The 20,132-nt window shown below is 65.5% G+C and carries 18 protein-coding genes; 8 read left to right on the plus strand and 10 right to left on the minus strand.

Annotated features, from left to right (window positions below; genetic code table 11):
- Nucleotides 1-105 precede the first annotated feature (105 nt).
- The 8 genes from ACLHHB_RS04020 to ACLHHB_RS04055 all read left to right on the plus strand — a co-directional run bounded on the left by ACLHHB_RS04020 (nt 106) and on the right by ACLHHB_RS04055 (nt 7,936).
- Entirely contained in the window at nt 106-966 is an 861-nt protein-coding gene (locus ACLHHB_RS04020; RefSeq protein ID WP_410216998.1) for a metal ABC transporter permease, read from the plus strand.
- Nucleotides 963-1,781 carry a metal ABC transporter permease gene (locus tag ACLHHB_RS04025; protein WP_410216999.1) on the plus strand — a complete coding sequence of 273 codons (819 nt, stop codon included), beginning with the start codon at nt 963-965 and terminating at the stop codon, nt 1,779-1,781. The genes ACLHHB_RS04020 and ACLHHB_RS04025 overlap by 4 nt, the downstream gene beginning before the upstream one ends.
- 58 nt (nt 1,782-1,839) lie before the next feature.
- Nucleotides 1,840-3,153 carry a GH1 family beta-glucosidase gene (locus tag ACLHHB_RS04030; protein ID WP_410217000.1) on the plus strand — a complete coding sequence of 438 codons (1,314 nt, stop codon included), beginning with the start codon at nt 1,840-1,842 and terminating at the stop codon, nt 3,151-3,153.
- Between the two features lie 96 nt (nt 3,154-3,249).
- A complete protein-coding gene (locus ACLHHB_RS04035; RefSeq protein WP_410217001.1) occupies nt 3,250-3,414 on the plus strand; it encodes a hypothetical protein in 165 nt (54 codons plus the stop codon).
- Nucleotides 3,414-4,595 carry a vWA domain-containing protein gene (locus ACLHHB_RS04040; RefSeq protein WP_410217002.1) on the plus strand — a complete coding sequence of 394 codons (1,182 nt, stop codon included), beginning with the start codon at nt 3,414-3,416 and terminating at the stop codon, nt 4,593-4,595. The genes ACLHHB_RS04035 and ACLHHB_RS04040 overlap by 1 nt, the downstream gene beginning before the upstream one ends.
- Before the next feature lie 66 nt (nt 4,596-4,661).
- Nucleotides 4,662-5,348 (plus strand): M48 family metallopeptidase, encoded by a 687-nt coding sequence (locus ACLHHB_RS04045; protein ID WP_410217003.1) that lies wholly within the window; start codon nt 4,662-4,664, stop codon nt 5,346-5,348.
- Between the two features lie 63 nt (nt 5,349-5,411).
- Complete coding sequence (locus ACLHHB_RS04050; RefSeq protein WP_410217004.1) at nt 5,412-6,593, plus strand: hypothetical protein; 1,182 nt, start codon at nt 5,412-5,414, stop codon at nt 6,591-6,593.
- Nucleotides 6,590-7,936 carry a cytochrome P450 gene (locus ACLHHB_RS04055; protein WP_410217005.1) on the plus strand — a complete coding sequence of 449 codons (1,347 nt, stop codon included), beginning with the start codon at nt 6,590-6,592 and terminating at the stop codon, nt 7,934-7,936. Before ACLHHB_RS04050 ends, ACLHHB_RS04055 begins: the two co-directional genes overlap by 4 nt.
- A gap of 282 nt (nt 7,937-8,218) precedes the next feature.
- Here ACLHHB_RS04055 and ACLHHB_RS04060 read toward each other — a convergent pair whose 3' ends face one another.
- The 10 genes from ACLHHB_RS04060 to ACLHHB_RS04105 form a co-directional block, all read right to left on the minus strand.
- The gene (locus ACLHHB_RS04060) at nt 8,219-9,340 is read right to left on the minus strand and encodes an ABC transporter ATP-binding protein (protein ID WP_410217006.1); all 1,122 of its coding nucleotides are present in this window, start codon (nt 9,338-9,340) and stop codon (nt 8,219-8,221) included.
- Nucleotides 9,337-10,152 (minus strand): ABC transporter permease, encoded by an 816-nt coding sequence (locus ACLHHB_RS04065; RefSeq protein WP_410217007.1) that lies wholly within the window; start codon nt 10,150-10,152, stop codon nt 9,337-9,339. Before ACLHHB_RS04065 ends, ACLHHB_RS04060 begins: the two co-directional genes overlap by 4 nt.
- Entirely contained in the window at nt 10,149-11,015 is an 867-nt protein-coding gene (locus ACLHHB_RS04070; RefSeq protein ID WP_410217008.1) for an ABC transporter permease, read from the minus strand. The genes ACLHHB_RS04065 and ACLHHB_RS04070 overlap by 4 nt, the downstream gene beginning before the upstream one ends.
- Before the next feature lie 94 nt (nt 11,016-11,109).
- On the minus strand, nt 11,110-11,880 hold the full coding sequence (locus ACLHHB_RS04075; RefSeq protein WP_410217009.1) for a squalene/phytoene synthase family protein: 771 nt from the start codon (nt 11,878-11,880) through the stop codon (nt 11,110-11,112).
- Entirely contained in the window at nt 11,877-13,286 is a 1,410-nt protein-coding gene (cysS, locus tag ACLHHB_RS04080; RefSeq protein WP_410217010.1) for a cysteine--tRNA ligase, read from the minus strand. Before cysS ends, ACLHHB_RS04075 begins: the two co-directional genes overlap by 4 nt.
- A gap of 30 nt (nt 13,287-13,316) precedes the next feature.
- Entirely contained in the window at nt 13,317-14,540 is a 1,224-nt protein-coding gene (locus tag ACLHHB_RS04085; RefSeq protein ID WP_410217011.1) for a glycosyltransferase, read from the minus strand.
- On the minus strand, nt 14,537-16,147 hold the full coding sequence (locus tag ACLHHB_RS04090; protein WP_410217015.1) for an ABC transporter ATP-binding protein: 1,611 nt from the start codon (nt 16,145-16,147) through the stop codon (nt 14,537-14,539). Before ACLHHB_RS04090 ends, ACLHHB_RS04085 begins: the two co-directional genes overlap by 4 nt.
- A gap of 113 nt (nt 16,148-16,260) precedes the next feature.
- On the minus strand, nt 16,261-17,364 hold the full coding sequence (locus tag ACLHHB_RS04095; RefSeq protein WP_410217012.1) for an ABC transporter permease: 1,104 nt from the start codon (nt 17,362-17,364) through the stop codon (nt 16,261-16,263).
- The gene (locus ACLHHB_RS04100) at nt 17,364-18,440 is read right to left on the minus strand and encodes a microcin C ABC transporter permease YejB (protein WP_410217013.1); all 1,077 of its coding nucleotides are present in this window, start codon (nt 18,438-18,440) and stop codon (nt 17,364-17,366) included. The genes ACLHHB_RS04095 and ACLHHB_RS04100 overlap by 1 nt, the downstream gene beginning before the upstream one ends.
- A gap of 105 nt (nt 18,441-18,545) precedes the next feature.
- Nucleotides 18,546-20,132 (minus strand): extracellular solute-binding protein (locus ACLHHB_RS04105; RefSeq protein ID WP_410217014.1); only part of this gene is annotated, 1,587 nt, incomplete at its 5' end.

The raw sequence follows: 20,132 nt of genomic DNA on the forward strand, positions 1-20,132 counted from the left end.
GAGCGTCATCTCCGATGATGAGCGGCCTTTCGTGGTCTATAGCGACGAGGAGAGCGCGTCGGAGACGGAAGCGGAGCGCCGGCAGAGCGCGGTAGGCGGCCGCTGATGGGGGCCGCCCTGGCCGAGCCCTTCAGCTACGGCTACATGGTCAACGCCATGTGGGTGAGCGCGCTGGTGGGCGCAGTCTGCGCCTTTCTGTCCGCCTATCTGATGCTGAAGGGCTGGAGCCTGATCGGCGATGCCTTGTCGCATTCCATCGTGCCGGGCGTGGCGGGGGCCTATATGCTGGGCCTGCCCTTTGCACTGGGCGCCTTTCTGTCGGGCGGACTGGCGGCCCTGACGATGCTGTTCCTGAACAACCGGACGGGACTCAAGCAGGATGCAATCATCGGGCTGATCTTTACCGGCTTTTTCGGGATCGGCCTTTTCATGATCTCGCTGAACCCGGTCGCGGTCGATCTTCAAGCGATCACCATGGGCAACATCCTGGCCATCGCGCCGGGCGACGTGCTGCAGCTGGTGTTGATCTCGGGCGTGTCGCTGGTCATCCTGGGCCTCAAGTGGCGCGACCTGATGGTGGTGTTCTTTGACGAAACCCACGCCCGCACCATCGGCCTGCGCCCGCAACGGATGAAGGCTCTGTTCTTCACGCTGCTGGCCGCATCGACCGTCGCGGCGATGCAGACGGTGGGGGCGTTTCTGGTGATTGCGCTGGTCGTGACACCCGGGGCCACGGCCTATCTGCTGACCGACCGGTTTCCGCGCCTGATTGTCATTTCGGTCCTGATCGGCACGCTGACTTCGGCTGTCGGCGCATATGCCAGCTTCTTTCTGGACGGAGCGACGGGCGGCATCATCGTGACCCTGCAGACCGTCCTCTTCCTTGCGGCCTTTGTCTTCGCCCCGACCCACGGGTTGCGCGCCGCACGCCGCCGCGCCCGCGCGGCGATCAGGGGGCCGGCATGAACGCGCTGGTTTTGCCTTTCACCTATCCTGTCATGGCCGATGCCGCGCTGATCGCGGTAATCGTGGCGGTGCCTGCCGCGCTTCTCAGCTGCTTTCTGGTCCTCAAGGGCTGGGCGCTGATGGGCGACGGGATCAGCCATGCCGTCCTGCCGGGGATCGTGCTGGCCTATGCCTTCGGCCTGCCCTTGCTGCTGGGCGCATTCGTGGCGGGCATGATCTGCGCGCTGTCCTCGGGCTGGCTGGACGCCAACAGCCGCATCAAGCCCGACACGGCACTTGGGGTCGTGATGGCGGGGATGTTCGCGCTGGGGCTGATCTTCTACACGGTGTTTCCGCCGGGTGTTCACCTGGACCATATCCTGTTCGGCAACATCCTGGGCATCGGACCGGGAGATTTTGCACAGGCCGCGCCGGTCGCGCTGGCGGTGACGCTGGCGCTGGTTCTGAAATGGCGCGACTTTGCCCTGCTGGCCTTTGATCCGGTGCAGGCGCGGGTTTCGGGTCTGGCGGTGGGCTGGCTGCATTACGGGATGCTGGCCATGATCGCCGCCTCGGTCGTGGCGATGCTGTCCTCGGTCGGCATCATCCTGTCGGTCGGCCTGCTGATCGCGCCGGGGGCCATCGCCTTTCTGCTGACGCGGCGGCTGGCCGTGATGATGGCACTGGCGACCACGATCGCGGTTGGTGCCAGCCTAGGCGGCATCTGGGCCAGCTTCTGGCTGGACAGCGCGCCCGCGCCCACGATCATCGTGATCCTGACCGCCCTCTTTGTCTTGGCCTTCGGCTGGCGGCAGGTCGCCGTCCGGGCCGCCTGACCCCTTTTTCGCCCGCCGGCGCCATGCCAGCATGGCGTCCAACAGGAGGATTCTGCTCATGCTGCCGCCCCGCACCGACTTTCCCACTGACTTTGTCTTTGGCGCCGCCACCTCGGCCTATCAGATCGAGGGGGCGGCCCATGGCGGCGCGGGCCTGTCGCATTGGGACAGCTTTGCAGCCACGCCGGGCAACATTGCCGACAACAGCAACGGCAGCCTGGCCTGTGACCATTACCACCGCTGGCCCGAGGATCTGGATCTGGTGCGCGATGCGGGCTTCGGCGCTTATCGCTTCTCGACCTCCTGGGCGCGGGTGATGCCGGACGGGGTGACCGCCAACCCCGAAGGCTTGGATTTCTATGACCGCCTGGTGGACGGGATGCTGGAGCGCGGCCTGAAGCCGTTCCTGACCTATCATCACTGGGACCTGCCCGCCGCGCTTGCGGCCCAGGGTGGCTGGCAGAACCGCGATGTCGCCGCCCGCTTTGCCGACCTGTGCACGACCATCAACGCCCGCATCGGCGATCGGGTCGAGACTGCCGCCACCCTGAACGAGCCTTGGTGCATCGCCTGGCTGTCGCATTTCCTGGGCCACCACGCGCCCGGCCTGCGCGACATCCACGCAGCCAGCCGCGCCATACACCACGTCCTGCTGGCCCATGGCGTCGCCATGCAGGCGCTGCGGGCCCAGGGCGCGCGCAACCTGGGCATCGTCCTGAATTTCGAGACCAGCCACCCCGCCGACGACACGCTCGAGGCTCTGCAAGCGGCCCAGACGCAGGACGCAATCTATAACCAGTGGTTCATCCGCGCACTGATGGGACAAGGTTACCCCGAGGACGCGCTGGAGGGCATCGGCCCGCATCTGCCGCAGGGTTGGCAGGACGACATGGACCTGATCGCGCAGCCCTTGGACTGGCTGGGCGTGAACTACTACACGCGCAGGCTCCATGCCGGCGACCCCGGCCTCTGGCCCCACGCGGCCGAGGTTCCCGGCCCGCTGCCCAAGACCCAGATGGACTGGGAAATCCGCCCCGAGGGCCTGACCGAGTTCCTGACGCGACTGGCCCGCGACCACACGGGCAGCCTGCCCCTTTATGTCACCGAAAACGGCATGGCACTGGCCGCTGGCCCGAACGTGACCGATGACGCCAGGCGCGTCGCGTTCATCGGCGACCATCTGCGCGCGGTAAGGGCGGCTATCGACCAAGGGGTTGATGTGCGGGGCTTCTTCTACTGGTCGCTGCTGGACAATTACGAATGGGGCTGGGGCTATGGCCCCCGTTTCGGGCTGGTGCATGTGGATTACGAGACCATGGTCCGCACGCCAAAATCCAGCTGGCATGCCTTTCGCGCCATGCTGACCGCCTGAGGTCCGGTCATGACGATCCGCCGCGGCCGCGACGGTTGCGTCACCCGGCGGGCCGGGTTATCCGCGACAAGCCCGAGACCCACCGGAAGGACCGCCATGATCGTCATCGTCACAGCCATCATCGGGGCGGCCCTGGGCTGGCGCCGTGCCGGCCAATTGGGGGGCAACCGCCGCGACCGGGTGCAGTATTCCATTGCCTTCGGGCTGGGTTTTGCCATGATCGGACTCTTCACCACGATCATCGTTCACCGGATGGCCTGATGTTCCTGCCCTTCCTCGACAGCCTGCGCCGGCACGGAGTTCCGGTCTCGCTGCGGGAATGGCTGGACCTGATGGAGGGCCTGCAGGCCGGACTGGATGGCTGGACGGTTGAGGGCTTTCACGCCCTGTCCCGGCTGATCCTGGTCAAGGACGAACGGCATCTGGACCGTTTCGACAGGGCTTTTTCCGAAACCTTCACGGGTCTGGAGACGATCCCGCTCGAGGTGCTGGTCGATGAACGCGCCCTGCCCCGCGAATGGCTGGAAAAGCTGACCGAAAAACTGCTGACCGAGGCCGAAAAGGCCGAAATCGACGCGACCGGCAGCTTCGAGGCGCTGATGGACAAGCTGCGCCAGCGCCTGACCGAACAACAGGGGCGACACGAGGGCGGCAACAAATGGGTCGGCACGGCCGGAACCTCGCCCTTCGGCGCTTATGGCTATAACCCCGAAGGCGTGCGGATCGGTCAGGACGAAAGCCGGCACCGACGCGCGGTCAAGGTCTGGGACAAGCGTGAATTCCGCGACTTTGACGACCGGGCCGAGCTTGGCACCCGCAACATCAAGGTTGCGCTGAAGCGGTTGCGCCAGTGGGCCCGGCACGGCGCCGCTGAGGAACTGGACCTTCCCGGCACGATCCGCGCCACCGCCGATCACGGGTACATCGACGTCCAGACCCGGCCCGAGCGTCGGAATGTCGTCAAGGTCCTGCTGTTTCTGGACGTGGGCGGCAGCATGGACGACCACATCCGCGTCGTGGACGAACTGTTCTCGGCCGCACGGGCCGAATTCAAGCACATGCAGCATTTCTATTTCCACAACTGCGTCTACGAAGGTCTGTGGACCGACAACCGCCGCCGCTGGACGGAACAAACGCCGACATGGGACGTGCTTCACCGATATGGCCGCGACTACAAGTGCATCATGGTGGGCGATGCCTCGATGTCGCCTTATGAAATCGCCGTGCCGGGCGGCGCGAACGAGCACTGGAACCCCGAGGCGGGCGAGGTCTGGCTGCGGCGTCTGGCCGAGACATGGCCCGACCATGTCTGGCTGAACCCGGTGCCCGAGGCGCATTGGCACCATACAAGGTCCATCGGCATGATCGGACAGGTCTTTGAAAACCGGATGATGCCCCTGACGCTGGACGGATTGATCCGCGCCATGCGGGTCCTGGGCTGACAGCCTGCGGCATCTGGCCGCGACGCGGCACTGGCATCCCGGACCTGGCGTCGCCATATTCCTGTCATGCTCAAAGTCACGCCGCTTCTTCTGTTGGGACTTTATCTTGCCGCGATGTGGTTCTTTTCCGCATGGCGCCTCAAGCAGGACCTGAACCAGAAGGCAACGCCCCTGCGCCACCCCCGCCTGACCCCCATGCTGGAGCGGTTGGGCCGCGCGATGGGCCTGCCGCCCATCGAGGCGCATGTTTACGAGGTCGAGCCCGTGAACGGGCTGGCCGCGCCCGATGGCCGCATCTTCCTGACACGCGGCTTCATCCGCAAGTTCGATGCCTGCGAGGTCACGGCCGAGGAACTGGCCAGCGTCATCGCGCACGAACTGGGCCATGTCTCGCTGGGTCATTCCCGGCGCCGGATGATCGATTTTGCAGGACAGAACGCGATCCGGCTGGCCTTGGCGGGTGTATTGGGACGCTTTCTGCCCGGCATCGGCGCCTGGATCGCCAATATGATCGCCACGGCCGTCGCTGCCCGCCTGTCGCGGCAGGACGAATTCGAGGCCGACCGATTTGCCAGCGCCCTGATGATCAAGGCGGGCCTGGGAACGGAGCCGCAGAAGTCGCTGTTTCGCAAGCTGGACCGCCTGACCGGACAGATGGGTGCGGGCGCACCGGCCTGGTTCCTGTCGCATCCCCCCGTTGCACGACGCATTGCCGCCATCGAGGCGCATGAGGCACGCTGGCAGAACGGATAACGGCGGGGGCTTGCCGCCCGAGTAATTGGCCTTATTCTGTCGGCAGTGACCGAAGGCCTCTCGATGACCCGACCCTTCCGCCGGCATGTCCTGTATCTGCCGGGATTCGATCCGATCCCGCCGCGCCGCTATCGCGAGCTTTACCGGCGCGAGGCTGCCGACCAGGCCCGCATCTCGGGGCATCGGTTGCGTCTGGTTCGCGTGCCGCAGTCCCACGGCTTTTCCTGGGGGGTCGAGGCCGAGATCGAGAACCATCCTGTCGAGGCGCGGATCGAGGTCGCGTTGTGGACGGACATCGTCCAATCCCAGATGACCGCCGGCATTCCGGGCACCTTTGTCCAGTTGTTCCGAACCGCCTGGACCTATGTCGCGACCGGCGCGCTGTGGCGGCTGATGCGGTTGCGCCGTGGACCGGTCATCGCCGCGCTTTATCCGATCGTGGTTCTTCTGGCGCAACTGGTTCTGGCCATTCTGGCGGCTGCCCTCGCGGTCCGGGTGGTGGCGGGATCGGGGGGTCCATGGCTGGGCTTTCTGGCAGGAACTGCGGTCTTTGCCGCGATCCTGATGCTGGGTCGGCGGCTGGATCACCGGCTGTTCGCCTATTACCTGATGAATGATTATGCCTTCACCGCCCGGCTGCAGGGGGCCTATCCCCCGGCACTGGAGGCGCGGCTGGCGCAGTTCCGCGCCCGCCTTCACGCGATCCTGGCCGAGGAGCCGGACGAGGTTCTGGTCGTCGGCCATTCCTCGGGTGCCTATCTGGCGGTGTCGCTGCTGGCCGACCTGCTGCGCGAAGGGTGCTCCGCCGGCCCGGTCCTGTCGCTGATGACCTTGGGCCATGTCGTGCCGATGGCGTCGTTCCTGCCGCGGGCCGACCGGCTGCGGGCCGATCTTGCGCTGCTGGGCAAGACCGGCGACGTGTTCTGGCTGGACGTGACCGCTCCCGGCGATGCCTGCTGCTTTGCGCTTTGCGACCCGGTGGCAGTGTCCGGCGCGGGCGGGCCGGATCAGCGCTGGCCGCTAGTGATCTCGGCCGCCTTCAGCCAGACCCTTTCGCCCGAACGCCAGCGCGCCATGCGGTTTCGCTGGTTTCGGCGGCATTTCCAGTATCTTTGCGCCTTTGACCGGCCAGGAGCCTATGACTATTTCGCCATCACCGCAGGTCCGCGAACGCTGGCGCAGCGGTTCGCCGGCCGTGAAGCCTCCCCCGGCCGGATCACGCGGGCCGTGGGTGCGCGCCCGTGACCACGCCGCGCCCCAGAGGGGCGGAAGGGCGCGGTACGATAACGGGCCTGATCCGGGGCTTTCGCCGTGACCTGCTGTCCGCCCTGCCCGAGCGGCTTTACCACGCATGGATGGCCGAATTTCGCAATCCGCTGATCCACAGCTTCTTTTGCAACGACCCCGCGCTGCTGCGGTTGATCCTGCAGGAACGGGCCGCGGATTTTCCGAAATCGAACCGGATGCGCGAAGGTCTGGCCCCCCTGCTGGGCAACGGCGTCTTCATCAGCAACGGTGAGGACTGGGCGCGCCAGCGGCGCATCATCGACCCGGCCTTTGATGGGGGCCGCGTCCGCGCCAGCTTTCCGGCGATCAGGGACGCTGCCCGCGCGGCCGCGGCACGACTGCACCCCGGAGTGCAGGATATGGAGCCGCAGGCTGCCCATGCGGCGGCCGATGTGATCTTTCGCGCCCTTTTCTCGATGCCGATCGAACACCGGCTTGCCGCCGACATCTTTCATGCCTTTCGCGCCCATCAGGAGGCACAGCCGCTGGTCAACCTCGCGGCCCTGCTGCCCCTGCCCCGCTGGATGCCGCGTCCGCATTCGCGACAAACGCGGCAAACGGCCCGGCACATCCGGTCCCTGATCGAAACGCTGGTCCGTGATCGCCAGACAGCCATCGCGGCGGGCGCGGCCCCCGATGACCTGGCGACCAAGATCATGACGACGCCCGACCCGCAGACGGGACGGTGCTTTACAAAACTCGAAATGATCGACCAGGTGGCGGTCCTGTTCCTGGCCGGGCACGAAACCAGCGCCTCGGTGCTGGGCTGGGCGCTGTGGCTGCTGGCGGCGCATCCCGAATGGCAGGACCGTGTCGCCGCCGAGGCAGCGCTGTTGACCGACGATTTCGCCAGCGTTTCGGACCTGAAGGTCACGCGCGCCGTTTTCCGAGAAACATTGCGACTTTATCCCGCCGTCGCAATGTTTGCGCGCGAAGCGACGGGTCCCGAAACATTTCGGGACCGTCCCGTGCCGCGGGGGGCGCAACTGGTCGTGTCGCCTTGGCACCTGCACCGCCACCAGCGCCTCTGGGACCGCCCCGACATCTTTGACCCGGCGCGGTGGGACAGCCCCCAAGGCAAGGCCAGCGCGCGCAAGGCCTATCTTCCCTTTTCCTCAGGGCCCCGCGCTTGCCCCGGCGCCGGGCTGGCAATGGCCGAAGGTGTGGTGATGCTGGCCACCATCACCGGGACCTTTCGCATGCGGGTGACCGATCATGTGCCCATGCCAGTCGCCCGCCTGACGATCCGCGCCAGGGACGGCATCTGGTTGTCCCTGTCCCCCCGCACGGGCGGTGCGTGAGCCGGGATGCCATCACCGTGCCTTGTGCTGCCCGTGGGTCGTCAGGGCGGAGAGACGGTTGTTGCAAAGGCGACAGCCATATTCTTGCCGTTGTCTCAGGGACCACTCCGGCACTCCTGGTCAGGGGCCGTGCTGATGGAGGCCGGGCCGGCGCAGCGCGCATCCGATCTGCGTTCAAGCCGGATCGCTCTGCCCATGAACAGCCACAAGGTTGCCTGCCTCATGGATTCTGCGATCAGGGGAACACACCATGCTGCCGCGCGAGATCCGTGATGCCTTGTTCTAGCGGAACAGGACCAGCGATCCGGGCGACCAGGCCAGACGGGTGCGGGTGCCCACCTCCTGCACGTCCCGACCAAAGACGTTGCGCATCGAGATCCGAACGGGGCACACCGTGCCGTCCAGCCGCGCCGCCCCGTCCAACCGCAGGTCGTAATAGGTCATGTCGCCGTAATAAACGACCTCGTCGACGGTGGCATTCGTTTCGCGGGGCTGGCTGTGGGTGGCGGTGGGGCCCAGCAGGGTCATGGTCTCGGGGCGGAAACCGATCATCGGGCCGTCATCGTCGGGGTTTGCGCGGCTGATCTGGTTCGGGGGCAGATCGACCTGCCCCAGGCCCGCCACCTCGACCGTGACCGTGCCTGCGTTCTCGGACAGGATCCGTGCAGGCAGAAAGTTCATCACGCCGATGAAATCAGCGACCCGGCGCGTGGCGGGACGGGCATAAAGTGCCTCTGGGCCGTCCAACTGGGCGATCTCGCCTTCGAACATGACGGCGATGCGGTCGGACATGACCAGCGCCTCTTCCTGGTCATGGGTGACCAGAACGAAGGTGATGCCGACCTGCCGCTGCAGCTTGATCAGCTCGACCTGCATCTGTTCGCGCATCTTGCGGTCCAGCGCCGACAAGGGTTCGTCCAGCAGCAGGACCTTGGGCTTGAGGATCAGCGCCCGCGCCAGCGCCACCCGCTGGCGCTGACCGCCCGACAGGGCATGGGCCGACCGCGCGCCATAGCCCCTGAGCCCGACCATGGCCAGCGCTTCCTCGACCGCGGCGGCCTTGTCGGCCTTGCTGCGGGGGTCGCGGCGCAGGCCGAAGGCCACGTTTTCCGCGACCGTCAGATGCGGAAAGATCGCATAGGACTGGAACACCATGTTCGTCGGCCGCTTGTTCGCGGGCACATCGCCCATGTCGCGCCCGTCGATCAGCACGACGCCGCTGCTGATATCCTCAAACCCGGCAATGGTGCGAAGGAGCGTGGTCTTGCCGCAGCCCGACGGACCCAGCAGCGAAAAGAACTCGCCCGCGCGGATGGTCAGGTCGATGCCGCGCAGCGCATGGTAATCGCCGTAATATTTCTGGACGCCCCGACAATCGATCATGGGCTTTTGCGCGTCGCTCACAGCAGGCCTCCGGTGGGCGAGCCGCCGATGCGGGCGTTGCCCCGGCGGCGGAAATATTCGCCGATCGCCAGAAGGACGATCGACAGCAGGACCAGCACCGTCCCCAGCGCCATGATGACGGGGATCGCGCGCGGAAAACGCAGCTGGCTGAAGATATAGGTGGGCAGCGTCGGCTCGTTTCCGGCCAGGAAGAAGGCGATGATGAACTCATCCAGGCTGATCGTGAACGAGATCAGCAGCGCGCTGATGATGCCCGGCATGACCAGCGGCAGCGTGACCAGCCGAAAAGCTCCCCAGCGGCTTTCGCCCAGGTCATAGGCGGCTTCCTCCAGGGACCGGTCCAGGCTGGAAAAGGCGGTGGACAGGATGGCGATGGCATAAGGCATGCAGATCAGCGTGTGGCCCGCGATGACGGTCAGCAGCGACAACTCGACCCCCAGGCCCAGCAGCACGACCAGCAGCGACATGGCCACAATGATCTCGGGCAGGACCATCGGCAGCATGATGAAACCCATGATGCCGCCCCGCCCCGGAAAGGCGAAACGCGTCGATGCGCGGGCCGCGAAGATGCCGAGGCAGGTCGCCAGCACCGAGGCCGAAACGGCAATGGTCAGCGAATTGGTCAGCGCGCGTCGCAGCGTCGCGTTGGCCCACATCTGCTGGAACCAGTCGGTGGTGATGCCCTGGAGGGGAAAGGCGATGATCGTTCCGGAATTGAACGCGAAGATCGGCAGCAGGATGATCGGCGCGTAAAGGAACAGCAGGTAGAAGACCGCATAGGCCTGCAAGACCCGGCCGGAGGATTGCTTCATTGCCGGACCCTCAGAAAGCGCCGGTTCAGGAACAGGAAGACCAGGCTGACCACCGCCACGATCAGCATCGCGGTCACCGCCAGGGCCGAACCCAAGGGCCGGTTGTCCAGCGCCAGCATCTGCACCTGGATCAGGTTGGCGATCATCGGGATCTTGCCGCCGCCGATCACCTCGGGGGTGACATAATCGCCGATGGTCGGGATGAAGACGATCAGCACGGCCGCGATCACCCCCGGCATCGCCAGGGGCAGCGTCACCCGCCAGAAGGTCATCGCCCGGCTTTCGCCCAGATCGCGCCCCGCCTCCAGCAGCGAACGGTCGATCTTTTCCAGCGCCACGAAGATCGGCAGGATCGCAAAGGGCGCATAGGCATGGGCCAGCGTGATGACGATCGAATTGACGTTGTACAGGATGAAGGTCAGCGGTTCGTCGATGATCCCCAGCCCCGTCAGCGAGGAATTGACCACGCCGTTATAGCCCAGGATCACCTTCCACAGGAACACCCGGATCAGGTAGCTGGTCCAGAAGGGGATGGTGATCAGGAACAGCCACATCGCCTTCTTCTCGGGCCGGACCATAAAGCTGACGTAATAAGCGACCGGAAAGGCCAGCAGGACCGTGGCCAGGGTCACCACCGCTGCCACGATCAGGGACCGGGTCATCACCACGCGCACGATCGGGTCGGTGAAGACGGACACATAATTGCTGAGGGTAAACTGGCGGATGATCTCCAGGTAACCATCGGTCAGGAAGCTGTAGGCCAGGATGGTCAGCAAAGGTGCCGCCAAGATCAGCGCGGCAAAAAGAAACGGAGGCGCGATCAGCGACAGGCCGGCCCTTGCCTCGGAGTCGAACTTCGCCATCGCAACCCTTTCCTGCCTGTCTGTCCGGGGCCTCATACTGCGGCAATTCCTTCCATAGCTGTCCGGAAAGGAAAAGAGATTTCTGCGCCTTGCTTCAGCGCCACCAGCGCCCCGTCAGCGCCAGGCGCGCCAAGGAGGCGCGGCGCTGGAAAGGCGTTATCGCCGGCACGGAAACAAGGGGATCGACAGCACCGGACATGATCTCGGACAGCAGGCGCGGCACGCGGGGTCCGGGATAAAGCGCCGCCGCCGCCCGCCGGGGCAGTTTGCGATGCTGCCGCGCCGCCATGCGCAAACCGTCCCGCGCCTCGGCTGCCAGGGCATGCACATGCCCGGGTTGCGGCATCGCAAGACCCGAGTTCAGTGCCTGCAATTGCGGCAGCGCGCGCAGCCATGCGGCAAGTCCGGCACCGCGCGCCTGATGGGTCACGATCTCGCGCATCTTTTCGGTCGCACCGCACCGATGGCCCGCCGCCCACATCAGCGCGCCGGACGTCGCGTCCACATAGGCCGTCACCTCGGCCGGTGTCGCAAAGGCCTGACGGTCGCAGTCGCGCCGCCGCGCCTCGGCCAGCGGCACCAGATCGCCGGCCTGCCGGCCCCATGCCTCCCACAGCGGGGTCAGCACATCATGAAGGGGCGGAGCCGTGCCGTCCCCCATCTCCTCCAGCCGGTCAATCCACCATTGCAGCCGCATTTCGGCCAGCATCGGCTCGGCCGACTGAAAGGGCGCGCGGGCAATCTCCAGGTTCAGCGCGTAAAGCGTGACCAGGGCGGGACGGTCTCCGGGCTCGGCCACCAGCACGGCCCCGAAGCGATCGGGATCATGCTGGCGCAGGGCCTCAGTGCAGATCTCCAGCGTCATGAGCCGTAAGCACTGGCCAAGTCGGCCAGCCGTGCCGCATCAAAACCCGCGGCAAGCGACCATTCCGGGCCGGCGGCCGTGTCCTTGACCTCGACCCCTGCGGCGGCAAACCCGTCGCGGATCGCATCGGCGCGGGCAAAGTCTCGGGCCTTGCGGGCCTCCAGCCGTGCCGCCAGCAGCGCCTCGATCTGGGCTGCGGCCGCGTCGTCCGCCTCGGCCCATGCCCCCATGTCCGGCATCAGCAGGCCCAGCATGCGCGCCGAAGCCAGAAGACGCGCACCATCTCCCTTGGCCGACAATTCGTGCAACGCCGCAATGGCGCCCGCAGAGTTCAGGTCGTCGCACAGCGCGTCGATGACGGCGGGTGCCGGGCCTGGCGCGGGCTCGATGCCCGCGACGAGCCCACGCCACCGGCGAAGCACCGCTTCGGCCTCGGCCGCCTTGGCCTCCGTCCAATCCATCGGCTTGCGATAATGCGTGGACAGCATGACGAAACGGATCACCTCGCCGGGGACCCCCCGGTCCAGCAGGTCCCGTACGGTGAAGAAGTTGCCCAACGACTTGGACATCTTCTTGCCCTCGACCTGCAGCATCTCGTTGTGCAGCCAGACATTGGCAAAACTGGCTTGTGGATGGGCGCAGCAGCTTTGGGCAATCTCGTTCTCGTGGTGCGGAAACTGCAGGTCGATGCCACCGCCATGGATGTCGAAGGAAGGCCCCAACAGTGCCGCCGACATGGCCGAGCATTCGATGTGCCAGCCGGGCCGTCCCCGACCCCAAGGGCTGTCCCATCCCGGCAGATCGTTGGATGACGGCTTCCACAGCACGAAATCCATCGGATCGCGCTTGAAGGGCGCCACCTCGACCCGGGCACCCGCAATCATGTCATCGACAGATCGACCCGAAAGCCTGCCGTAATCGGGAAAGGATCGCACGTCGAACAGCACATGCCCTTCGGCCTCGTAAGCGTGGCCCTTGGTGATCAGGTCGCTGGTCATCGCGATCATCTGGCCGACATAGGCGGTGGCCCGCGGCTCGTGATCGGGCCGGTCGGCGCCCAAGGCATCCATGTCGGCGTGATACCAGGCAATGGTTTCCTCGGTCCGCTCGGCGATCAGCTCCTCCAGTGACAGGGGACTGCCGGCAGCCTTGCAGCGCTGTGCCTCGGCGTTGATCTTGTCGTCCACATCCGTGAAGTTGCGGACATAGGTCACGGCCTTGTCGCCATAAACGTGGCGCAGCAACCGCACCAGCAGGTCAAAGACCAGAACGGGCCGTGCGTTGCCCAGATGCGCGCGGTCATAAACGGTGGGACCACACAGATAAAGACGCACATTCGTGGGATCGATGGGGACAAGGTCCTCCTTCGTCCTCGTGCGGGTGTTCGTCAGCCTGATCTGCGTCATCCGTGGTCTCTTTCGTCCAGTCGAAAGGGTTTAGCGCATCCCGCCCCAGCTTTCCACCCAGGCAATCTGCCGCGGCAAGGATTGCGAGGCCAGGTCATAGCCGGCGAGGATGGTGGCCCGGGCGGCCTTGCGGATCGCCTCGGCCTGCGGATCGCCCGCCAGCCCCTGCACCAGCGCCCCCGACAGCGCGGGAATGTCGAAAAACGGGACCAGGCGCCCGTTCTCGTTGTGCCGGATCAACTCGCGCACCGGCTCGGTATCGGACCCCACGACATAGGCTCCTGCCGCCATGGCCTCGGTCAGGGACCAGGACAGCACAAAGGGATAGGTCAGATAGCAATGCACCCGCGCCACGCGGATCAGCGACAGATAATCCGCATAAGGCACCCGGTTCAGGAAATGCACGCGGGACAGGTCCAGGCGCGCGCCCACTTCGGCCAACAGCTTTTCCTTCCAGCTGCCCGCGTCGGCCGGCTTGCCGCCATAGCTGGTGCCGTCGCCCCCCACCAGAACGACCTGCGCGTCCGGACGCGCCGCCAGCACCTCGGGCAAGGCCCGCATGAAGATGTGAAAACCGCGATAAGGCTCCAGTGAACGCGACACGAAGCTGAGGACCTCGTCGCCCGCCCGCAGCACCCGGCCATCGGGCAGGGTCAGGCTGGCCGCCGGGTCCGGCGCCACCTTGGCGGTGTCGATGCCGTCATGGATCACGGTGATCTTGCCGCGCAGCTCGGGCGGAAAGCTGTCGGCCTGATAATGGGTGGGCGCGATCGCCCCATCCGCCTGCACCAGAGACTGGATCAGATGGGCCGACCGCGCCACCGTCATGAAGCGTGCATCGTCCCGGCCCGGACTGATCTCGGGGTCGAAACCCACGTCATGGCCGCGGGTGCGGTACATCAGTTCGGCATAAACCAGCAGCCTGGCCTGTGGCCAGACCTCCTTCAGAAACAGCGTCTCGCCCCAGCCGGGATGGCCGATGATCAGGTCGGGATGGAAACCGTGCCGATCCCGCAAGGCCCGTGCCCCGCGCGCGGCCAGCAGCCCCCGCTCGGCATGTTCGGCATAGGAACGCCCCAAGGGACTGCTGATCGTCACCGGCTCGGGCGCCTTGTAGCGCACGGTCCTGACGGGGCTGGACCGCTCGTTCCGTTCGTCCGTCATGGCCAGCACCTCGTGCCCGCGGGCCGCAAGGGCGGGCGCGAGATGGGGAAACTGTCCCGGAAAGTTCTGGTGGACAAACAGGATCTTCATTCGGCCGCGATGGGAAAGGCCGCCCTCAACAGCGCCTGGGTGTATTCCTGTTGCGGAGCGTCGAAGATCTGGACGACGCCACCCTGCTCGATCACCTCTCCGGCACGCATGACCATGATGTGATGGGCCATGGCGCGCACGACGCGCAGGTCATGGCTGATGAACAGGAAGGCCAGCCCGTGCCGGCGCTGCAGATCCCGCAACAGATCGACGATCTGGACCTGCACGGTCATGTCCAGCGCGCTGGTCGGCTCGTCCAGCACGACGACCTTGGGGCGCAGGATCATGGCGCGGGCGATGGCGATGCGCTGGCGCTGGCCGCCGCTGAATTCATGCGGATAGCGGTGCATCATGTCGGGGTTCAGTCCGACCTCGGCCATGATCTCGGCCACCATCTGGCGACGGTCGCGCCCCGGCTCGACCCCGTGGACGCCCAGGCCCTCGGTCACGATCTGCTCGACCGTCATGCGCGGCGACAGGCTTCCGTAAGGGTCCTGGAACACGATCTGCATGTCGCGGCGCAGCCGCCGCAACTGGCCGCTGCCCCAGCCTTGGATGTCCTGGCCCATGAACAGGATGGGCCCGTCGCTTTCGATCAGCCTCATGATGGCAAGGGCCAGTGTCGTCTTGCCGCTGCCCGATTCGCCCACGATGCCAAGCGTTTCCCCCGCCCGCAGCGACAGGCTTGCACCGTTCACGGCCTTCACATGGCCCACGACACGGCGCAACAGGCCGCGCTTGATGGGAAACCAGACCTTGAGGTCGCGCGTCTCCACCAGCACCGGCGCATCCGGGGCGATCGGTTCGGCGCGGCCCTTGGGTTCGGCTGCCAGCAATTTCTGCGTATAGGGGTGCCGGGGTCGGGCAAAGATGTCCTCGACCGCGCCTTGTTCGACGATTTCGCCATCCTTCATGACGCAGACCCGGTCCGCGATGCGGCGCACGATGCCCAGATCGTGGCTGATGAACAGCATCGACAGACCTTCGTCGGCCTTGAGTTCGGCCAGCAACTCCAGGATCTGCGCCTGGATCGTGACATCCAGCGCGGTCGTGGGCTCGTCCGCGATCAAGAGGCCGGGACCGTTCGCCAATGCCATGGCGATCATCACGCGCTGGCGCTGCCCACCCGACAGCTGGTGCGGATAGTCGGCAAGGCGGCTCTCCGGGTCGCGGATGCCGACGCGGGTCAACAGTTCGATGATCCGGGCGCGGGCCTTGGCCCCGGACAGGCCCTGATGCAGCGCCAGGCTTTCCGACAGCTGCTTTTCCAGCGTGTGCAGCGGGTTCAGCGAGGTCATCGGCTCTTGGAAGACAAAGCTGATGTCATTGCCGCGGATTTCGCGCAGGGTGCGGTCGGGGGCGCCGACCATCTCGCGTCCCGCGTATCGGACCGAGCCCTCGACCACGGCCGAGGCACCCAGAAGCTGCACCGTCGACAGCGCCGTCACCGATTTGCCCGATCCGGATTCACCGACCAGCGCCACCGTTTCGCCGCGCCGGACGTGGAAGCTGACGCCCTTGACAGCTGCGATCACCTGGCCTTCCGAGCGAAAGCCGATGCGCAGGTCGCGCACCTCCAGCACCGCATCCGAAGGCGCGGCGGGCATGGGATGCGCTTCTGCCCCCCCCGGCATCTGGCCGCCGTGCGCCTCGGCCACGGCGGCGGGAATGCCCGGCATCGGCATCGTGGGCTTCAGCGCTTCGGGATCGTCCGGGCGGCTCATCGGAAGGTCTTTCGCGGGTCAAAGGCGTCGCGCACACCTTCGAAGATGAACACCAGCAGCGACAGCATGATCGCGAAGGTGAAGAACGAGGTGAAGGCCAGCCAGGGCGCCTGCAGGTTCTGCTTGGCCTGCAGCGCCATCTCTCCCAGCGATGCCGATCCTGCCGGCAGGCCATAGCCGAGGTAATCCAGTGCCGCGAGGCCGCTGATCGTGCCCGTCACCACAAAGGGCAGCATGGTCAGTGTGGCCACCATGGCGTTCGGCAGGATGTGGCGGAACATGATCTTGCGGTCGCTGACACCAAGCGCACGCGCCGCCCGGACATATTCGAAGTTGCGTGCCCTCAGGAATTCGGCCCGCACGACGCCCACCAAGGCCGGCCAGCCAAAGAGGATGGTGACAAAGACCAGCAGCCAGAAGCTGCGCCCCAGGATCGCGAACAGGATGATGATGACGTAAAGCCCGGGGGTCGAGGCCCAGATCTCCAGCAGGCGCTGGAAGACCAAGTCCGTGCGCCCCCCGAAATAGCCCTGCACCGCACCCGCCGCGATGCCGATGGTCGAAGCCACCACCGTCACGATCAGCGTGAACAGGATCGAGGTCCGGAACCCATAGATCACCCGCGCCAGCACGTCGCGCGCCGTATCGTCGGTGCCCAGCCAGTGATCGGCATCGGGGGCGCTGGGTGCGGTGCCGACATTGTTGATCGTGCGGAAGTGGTAAGGGATCGGGGGCCAGATCATCCAGCCCTGTTCGGCGCTGGGGATGTCGCTGACGCCGGTTTCGACCGCTTCGAGGATCCCCTCGGGGTCGTCCCAGCATTCCTCCCGCCCACCCGAGACGATCAGGCATTGCACCGCCTCGTCACGATAGATGGCCTCGGTCCCGAAATCGCCGCCAAAGGCGGTCTCCGGGTAAAAATTGTAAGCCGGCCAGTAGAGTTCGCCGCGAAAGCTGACAACGACGGGTTTGTCGTTTGCCACGATCTCGGCCAGCATCGCCAGGACGAACAAAATCGAAAAGATCACCAGCGACCAGAAGGCGCGCCCGTTCCTGCGAAAGCTGCGCCAGCGGCGGCGGTTCAGTTCCGACATGGCCATCAGCCGGCCCTCGATTCAAAGTCGATGCGCGGATCGACAAGGACATACATCAGGTCCGACAGGATGCCGACCACGAGGCTGAGCAGGCCAAAGACATAAAGCGTGCCGAAGATCACCGGGTAATCCCGCTGCACCGCCGCCTCGAAACCCAACCGCCCCAGCCCGTCCAGCGAGAAGATCGTCTCGATCAGGATCGACGACCCGAAGAAGACCCCCAGGAACATCGCCGGAAAACCCGCGATCACGATCAGCATGGCGTTGCGGAAGACATGGCCGTAAAGGACGCGTCCTTCGGTCAGGCCCTTGGCGCGGGCGGTCATCACGTACTGCTTGTTGATCTCGTCCAGAAAGCTGTTCTTGGTCAGCAGGGTCAGCGTCGCAAAGCTGCTGATCGTGGCGGCCGTCACCGGCAGGGCCGCGTGCCAGGCATAGTCCTTAATCTTGCCCCAAAGGCCGAGATCGCCGAAATTGTCGCTGGTCAGCCCGCGCAACGGAAAGATCTGCCAATAACTGCCGCCCGCGAACAGCACCATCAGCAGCACCGCGAACAGGAAGGCAGGGATGGCATAGGCCATGATGATCACGCCTGACGTCCAGGTGTCGAACCGCGTCCCGTCGCGCGTCGCCTTGCGGATGCCGAGGGGGATCGAGATGATATAGGCGATCAGCGTGGACCAGAGACCCAGCGTGATCGAGACCGGCATCTTTTCCACCACCAGGTCGACCACGCTGATCGAGCGGAACCACGACGTGCCGAAATCGAAGCGGAGGTAGTTCCACAGCATCGTCAGGAAGCGTTCGACCGGCGGCTTGTCAAAGCCGAACTCGCGCTCCAGCTGGGCGATGAATTCCGGCGGCAGGCCGCGCGCGCCTTCATAACCCGAGGGCGCCTGCTGTCCCGCCTCGGCCCCGCCACCCGAGATGTTGCGGAACACGTCGCCCTCGCCCTGGACCTGGGCCGCGATCTGTTCGATGGGGCCGCCCGGCACGAATTGCGTCAGCGTGAAGTTGACCAGCATGATGCCGATCAGCGTCGGAATGATCAGCAGCAAACGCCGCAGGATATAGGCGCCCATCAGCCTGCCCCTCTGCCCCCCTTGCGGGACTGTCCGGACCTTGCCGGTCCCGTGTCGTTAATCCGCCTTGTCCGCAATCCGCCCGCCGAAATCAAGCGAAATGCCCTAGCGGCGCAAGGCACCCGCCGCCCGCAGCGCTTCGGCCTTTTCGGCGTCGTACCACCAGAAATCCAGCTCTCCCAAGGCATAGGGCGGCAGGGTCTCGGGGCGGCCGAACTGGTCGTAATAGGCAACGAGGTGATTGGCGTTGTACCACTGCGGCACCCAGAAATGCAGGCTGCGCAGCGCCCGGTCTAGGGCATGGACGCGGGTCGTCAGCTCATCCTGGGTTTCCGCCGCCTCGACCGAGGTGATCAGGGCGTCGATCGCGGGATTGGCCAGGCCCATGGCGTTGAACACATCCCCCACATTGGCCGAACCGAAATACTGCTGCAGACCGGCGCCCGGGATTTCCGGCTGTCCCAGATGATCGCCGATCATGTCGAAGTCAAAGCCCCGGCGGCGGTTCTCGTATTCGGCATTGTCCACGCGCATGTTGCGGGCGTCGATGCCCAGGGCGCGCAGGTTTTCCACGAAGGGATTGATCACGCGGTCGAATGTCTGGCTGTCGTTGAGAATTTCGAGGGTCAGGACCTGCCCCTGATCGTTGCGGCGCAGCCCGTCGCTTCCGGTGACCCATCCCGCCTCGTCCAGCAGGGCTGCCGCCTGGCGCAGGTTGCGCCGGTCGGTCTGGCGCTCTCCGCTGACAGGGGCGGTGGCCACCTCGTCGGTCAGGATGCCCTCGGGCAGATCGGCCGCCAAAGGCTCCAGCAGCGCCAGTTCCCCGGGCGAAGGGGTGCCGGTCGCCTCAAGATCGCTGTTTTCCCAAAAGCTGTCGACCCGGTTGTAAAGGCCATAGAACAGGGCTTCGTTCGACCAGTCGAAATTGAACGCCAGCCCGATGGCCTGGCGCAGGCGGATGTCCTGGAACTGGGGGCGGCGCAGGTTCAGGACCCAGGCCTGTCCCGATGCCACGGTGCCGTCAGGGAGGATCTCCTTTTTCACCCAGCCATTGGTCATGGCCGGAAAATCATAGCGTGTGGCCCAGATGATGCTGCTGACTTCGCGGCGGAAGGTGTATTCGCCGGCCTTGAACGCCTCGAATGCCGCGTCGTAGTCAGAGAAGTACTCGTATCGCAGCAGGTCGAAATTGTGCCGGCCGCGGTTGATCGGCAGGTCCGCGCCCCAGTAATCGGGATTGCGGCGATAGCGCACGTTCCGGTTCAGGTCGGCGCGGTCGAACACATAAGGCCCCGAGCCGACAAAGGGCGTCTGCATCGTTTGTTCCAAATCGCGCTGGTTTGCATCGAAATCGGCCTGGCTGAAGACCGGCAGGCTTCCCACGGACTGGATCAGGTCGCGACGCGGGTAATCGGGCGTAAAGTCGAAGCGGATGCGATGATCATCAAGCACCTCGGCCTTCGCGACCTGCTGGTTGATGACGGTGCGAAAGCTGGAAAGCCCCTTGTCGCGCAGGGTTTCGTAGCTGAACAGCACATCCTGCGCCGTGAGGGGGGTGCCGTCGCTGAAGCGCGCCTCGGGACGCAGGTTGAAGATGACCCAGTCCCGGCTGGCCGGATATTCGACGCTTTCGCACAACAGGCAATAAGCGGCCCCGATCTCGTCCGCGGTGGTGACCAGGATCGATTCCAG

The organism is Paracoccus sp. (in: a-proteobacteria) (assembly GCF_046462195.1).
Classification (GTDB): domain Bacteria; phylum Pseudomonadota; class Alphaproteobacteria; order Rhodobacterales; family Rhodobacteraceae; genus Paracoccus.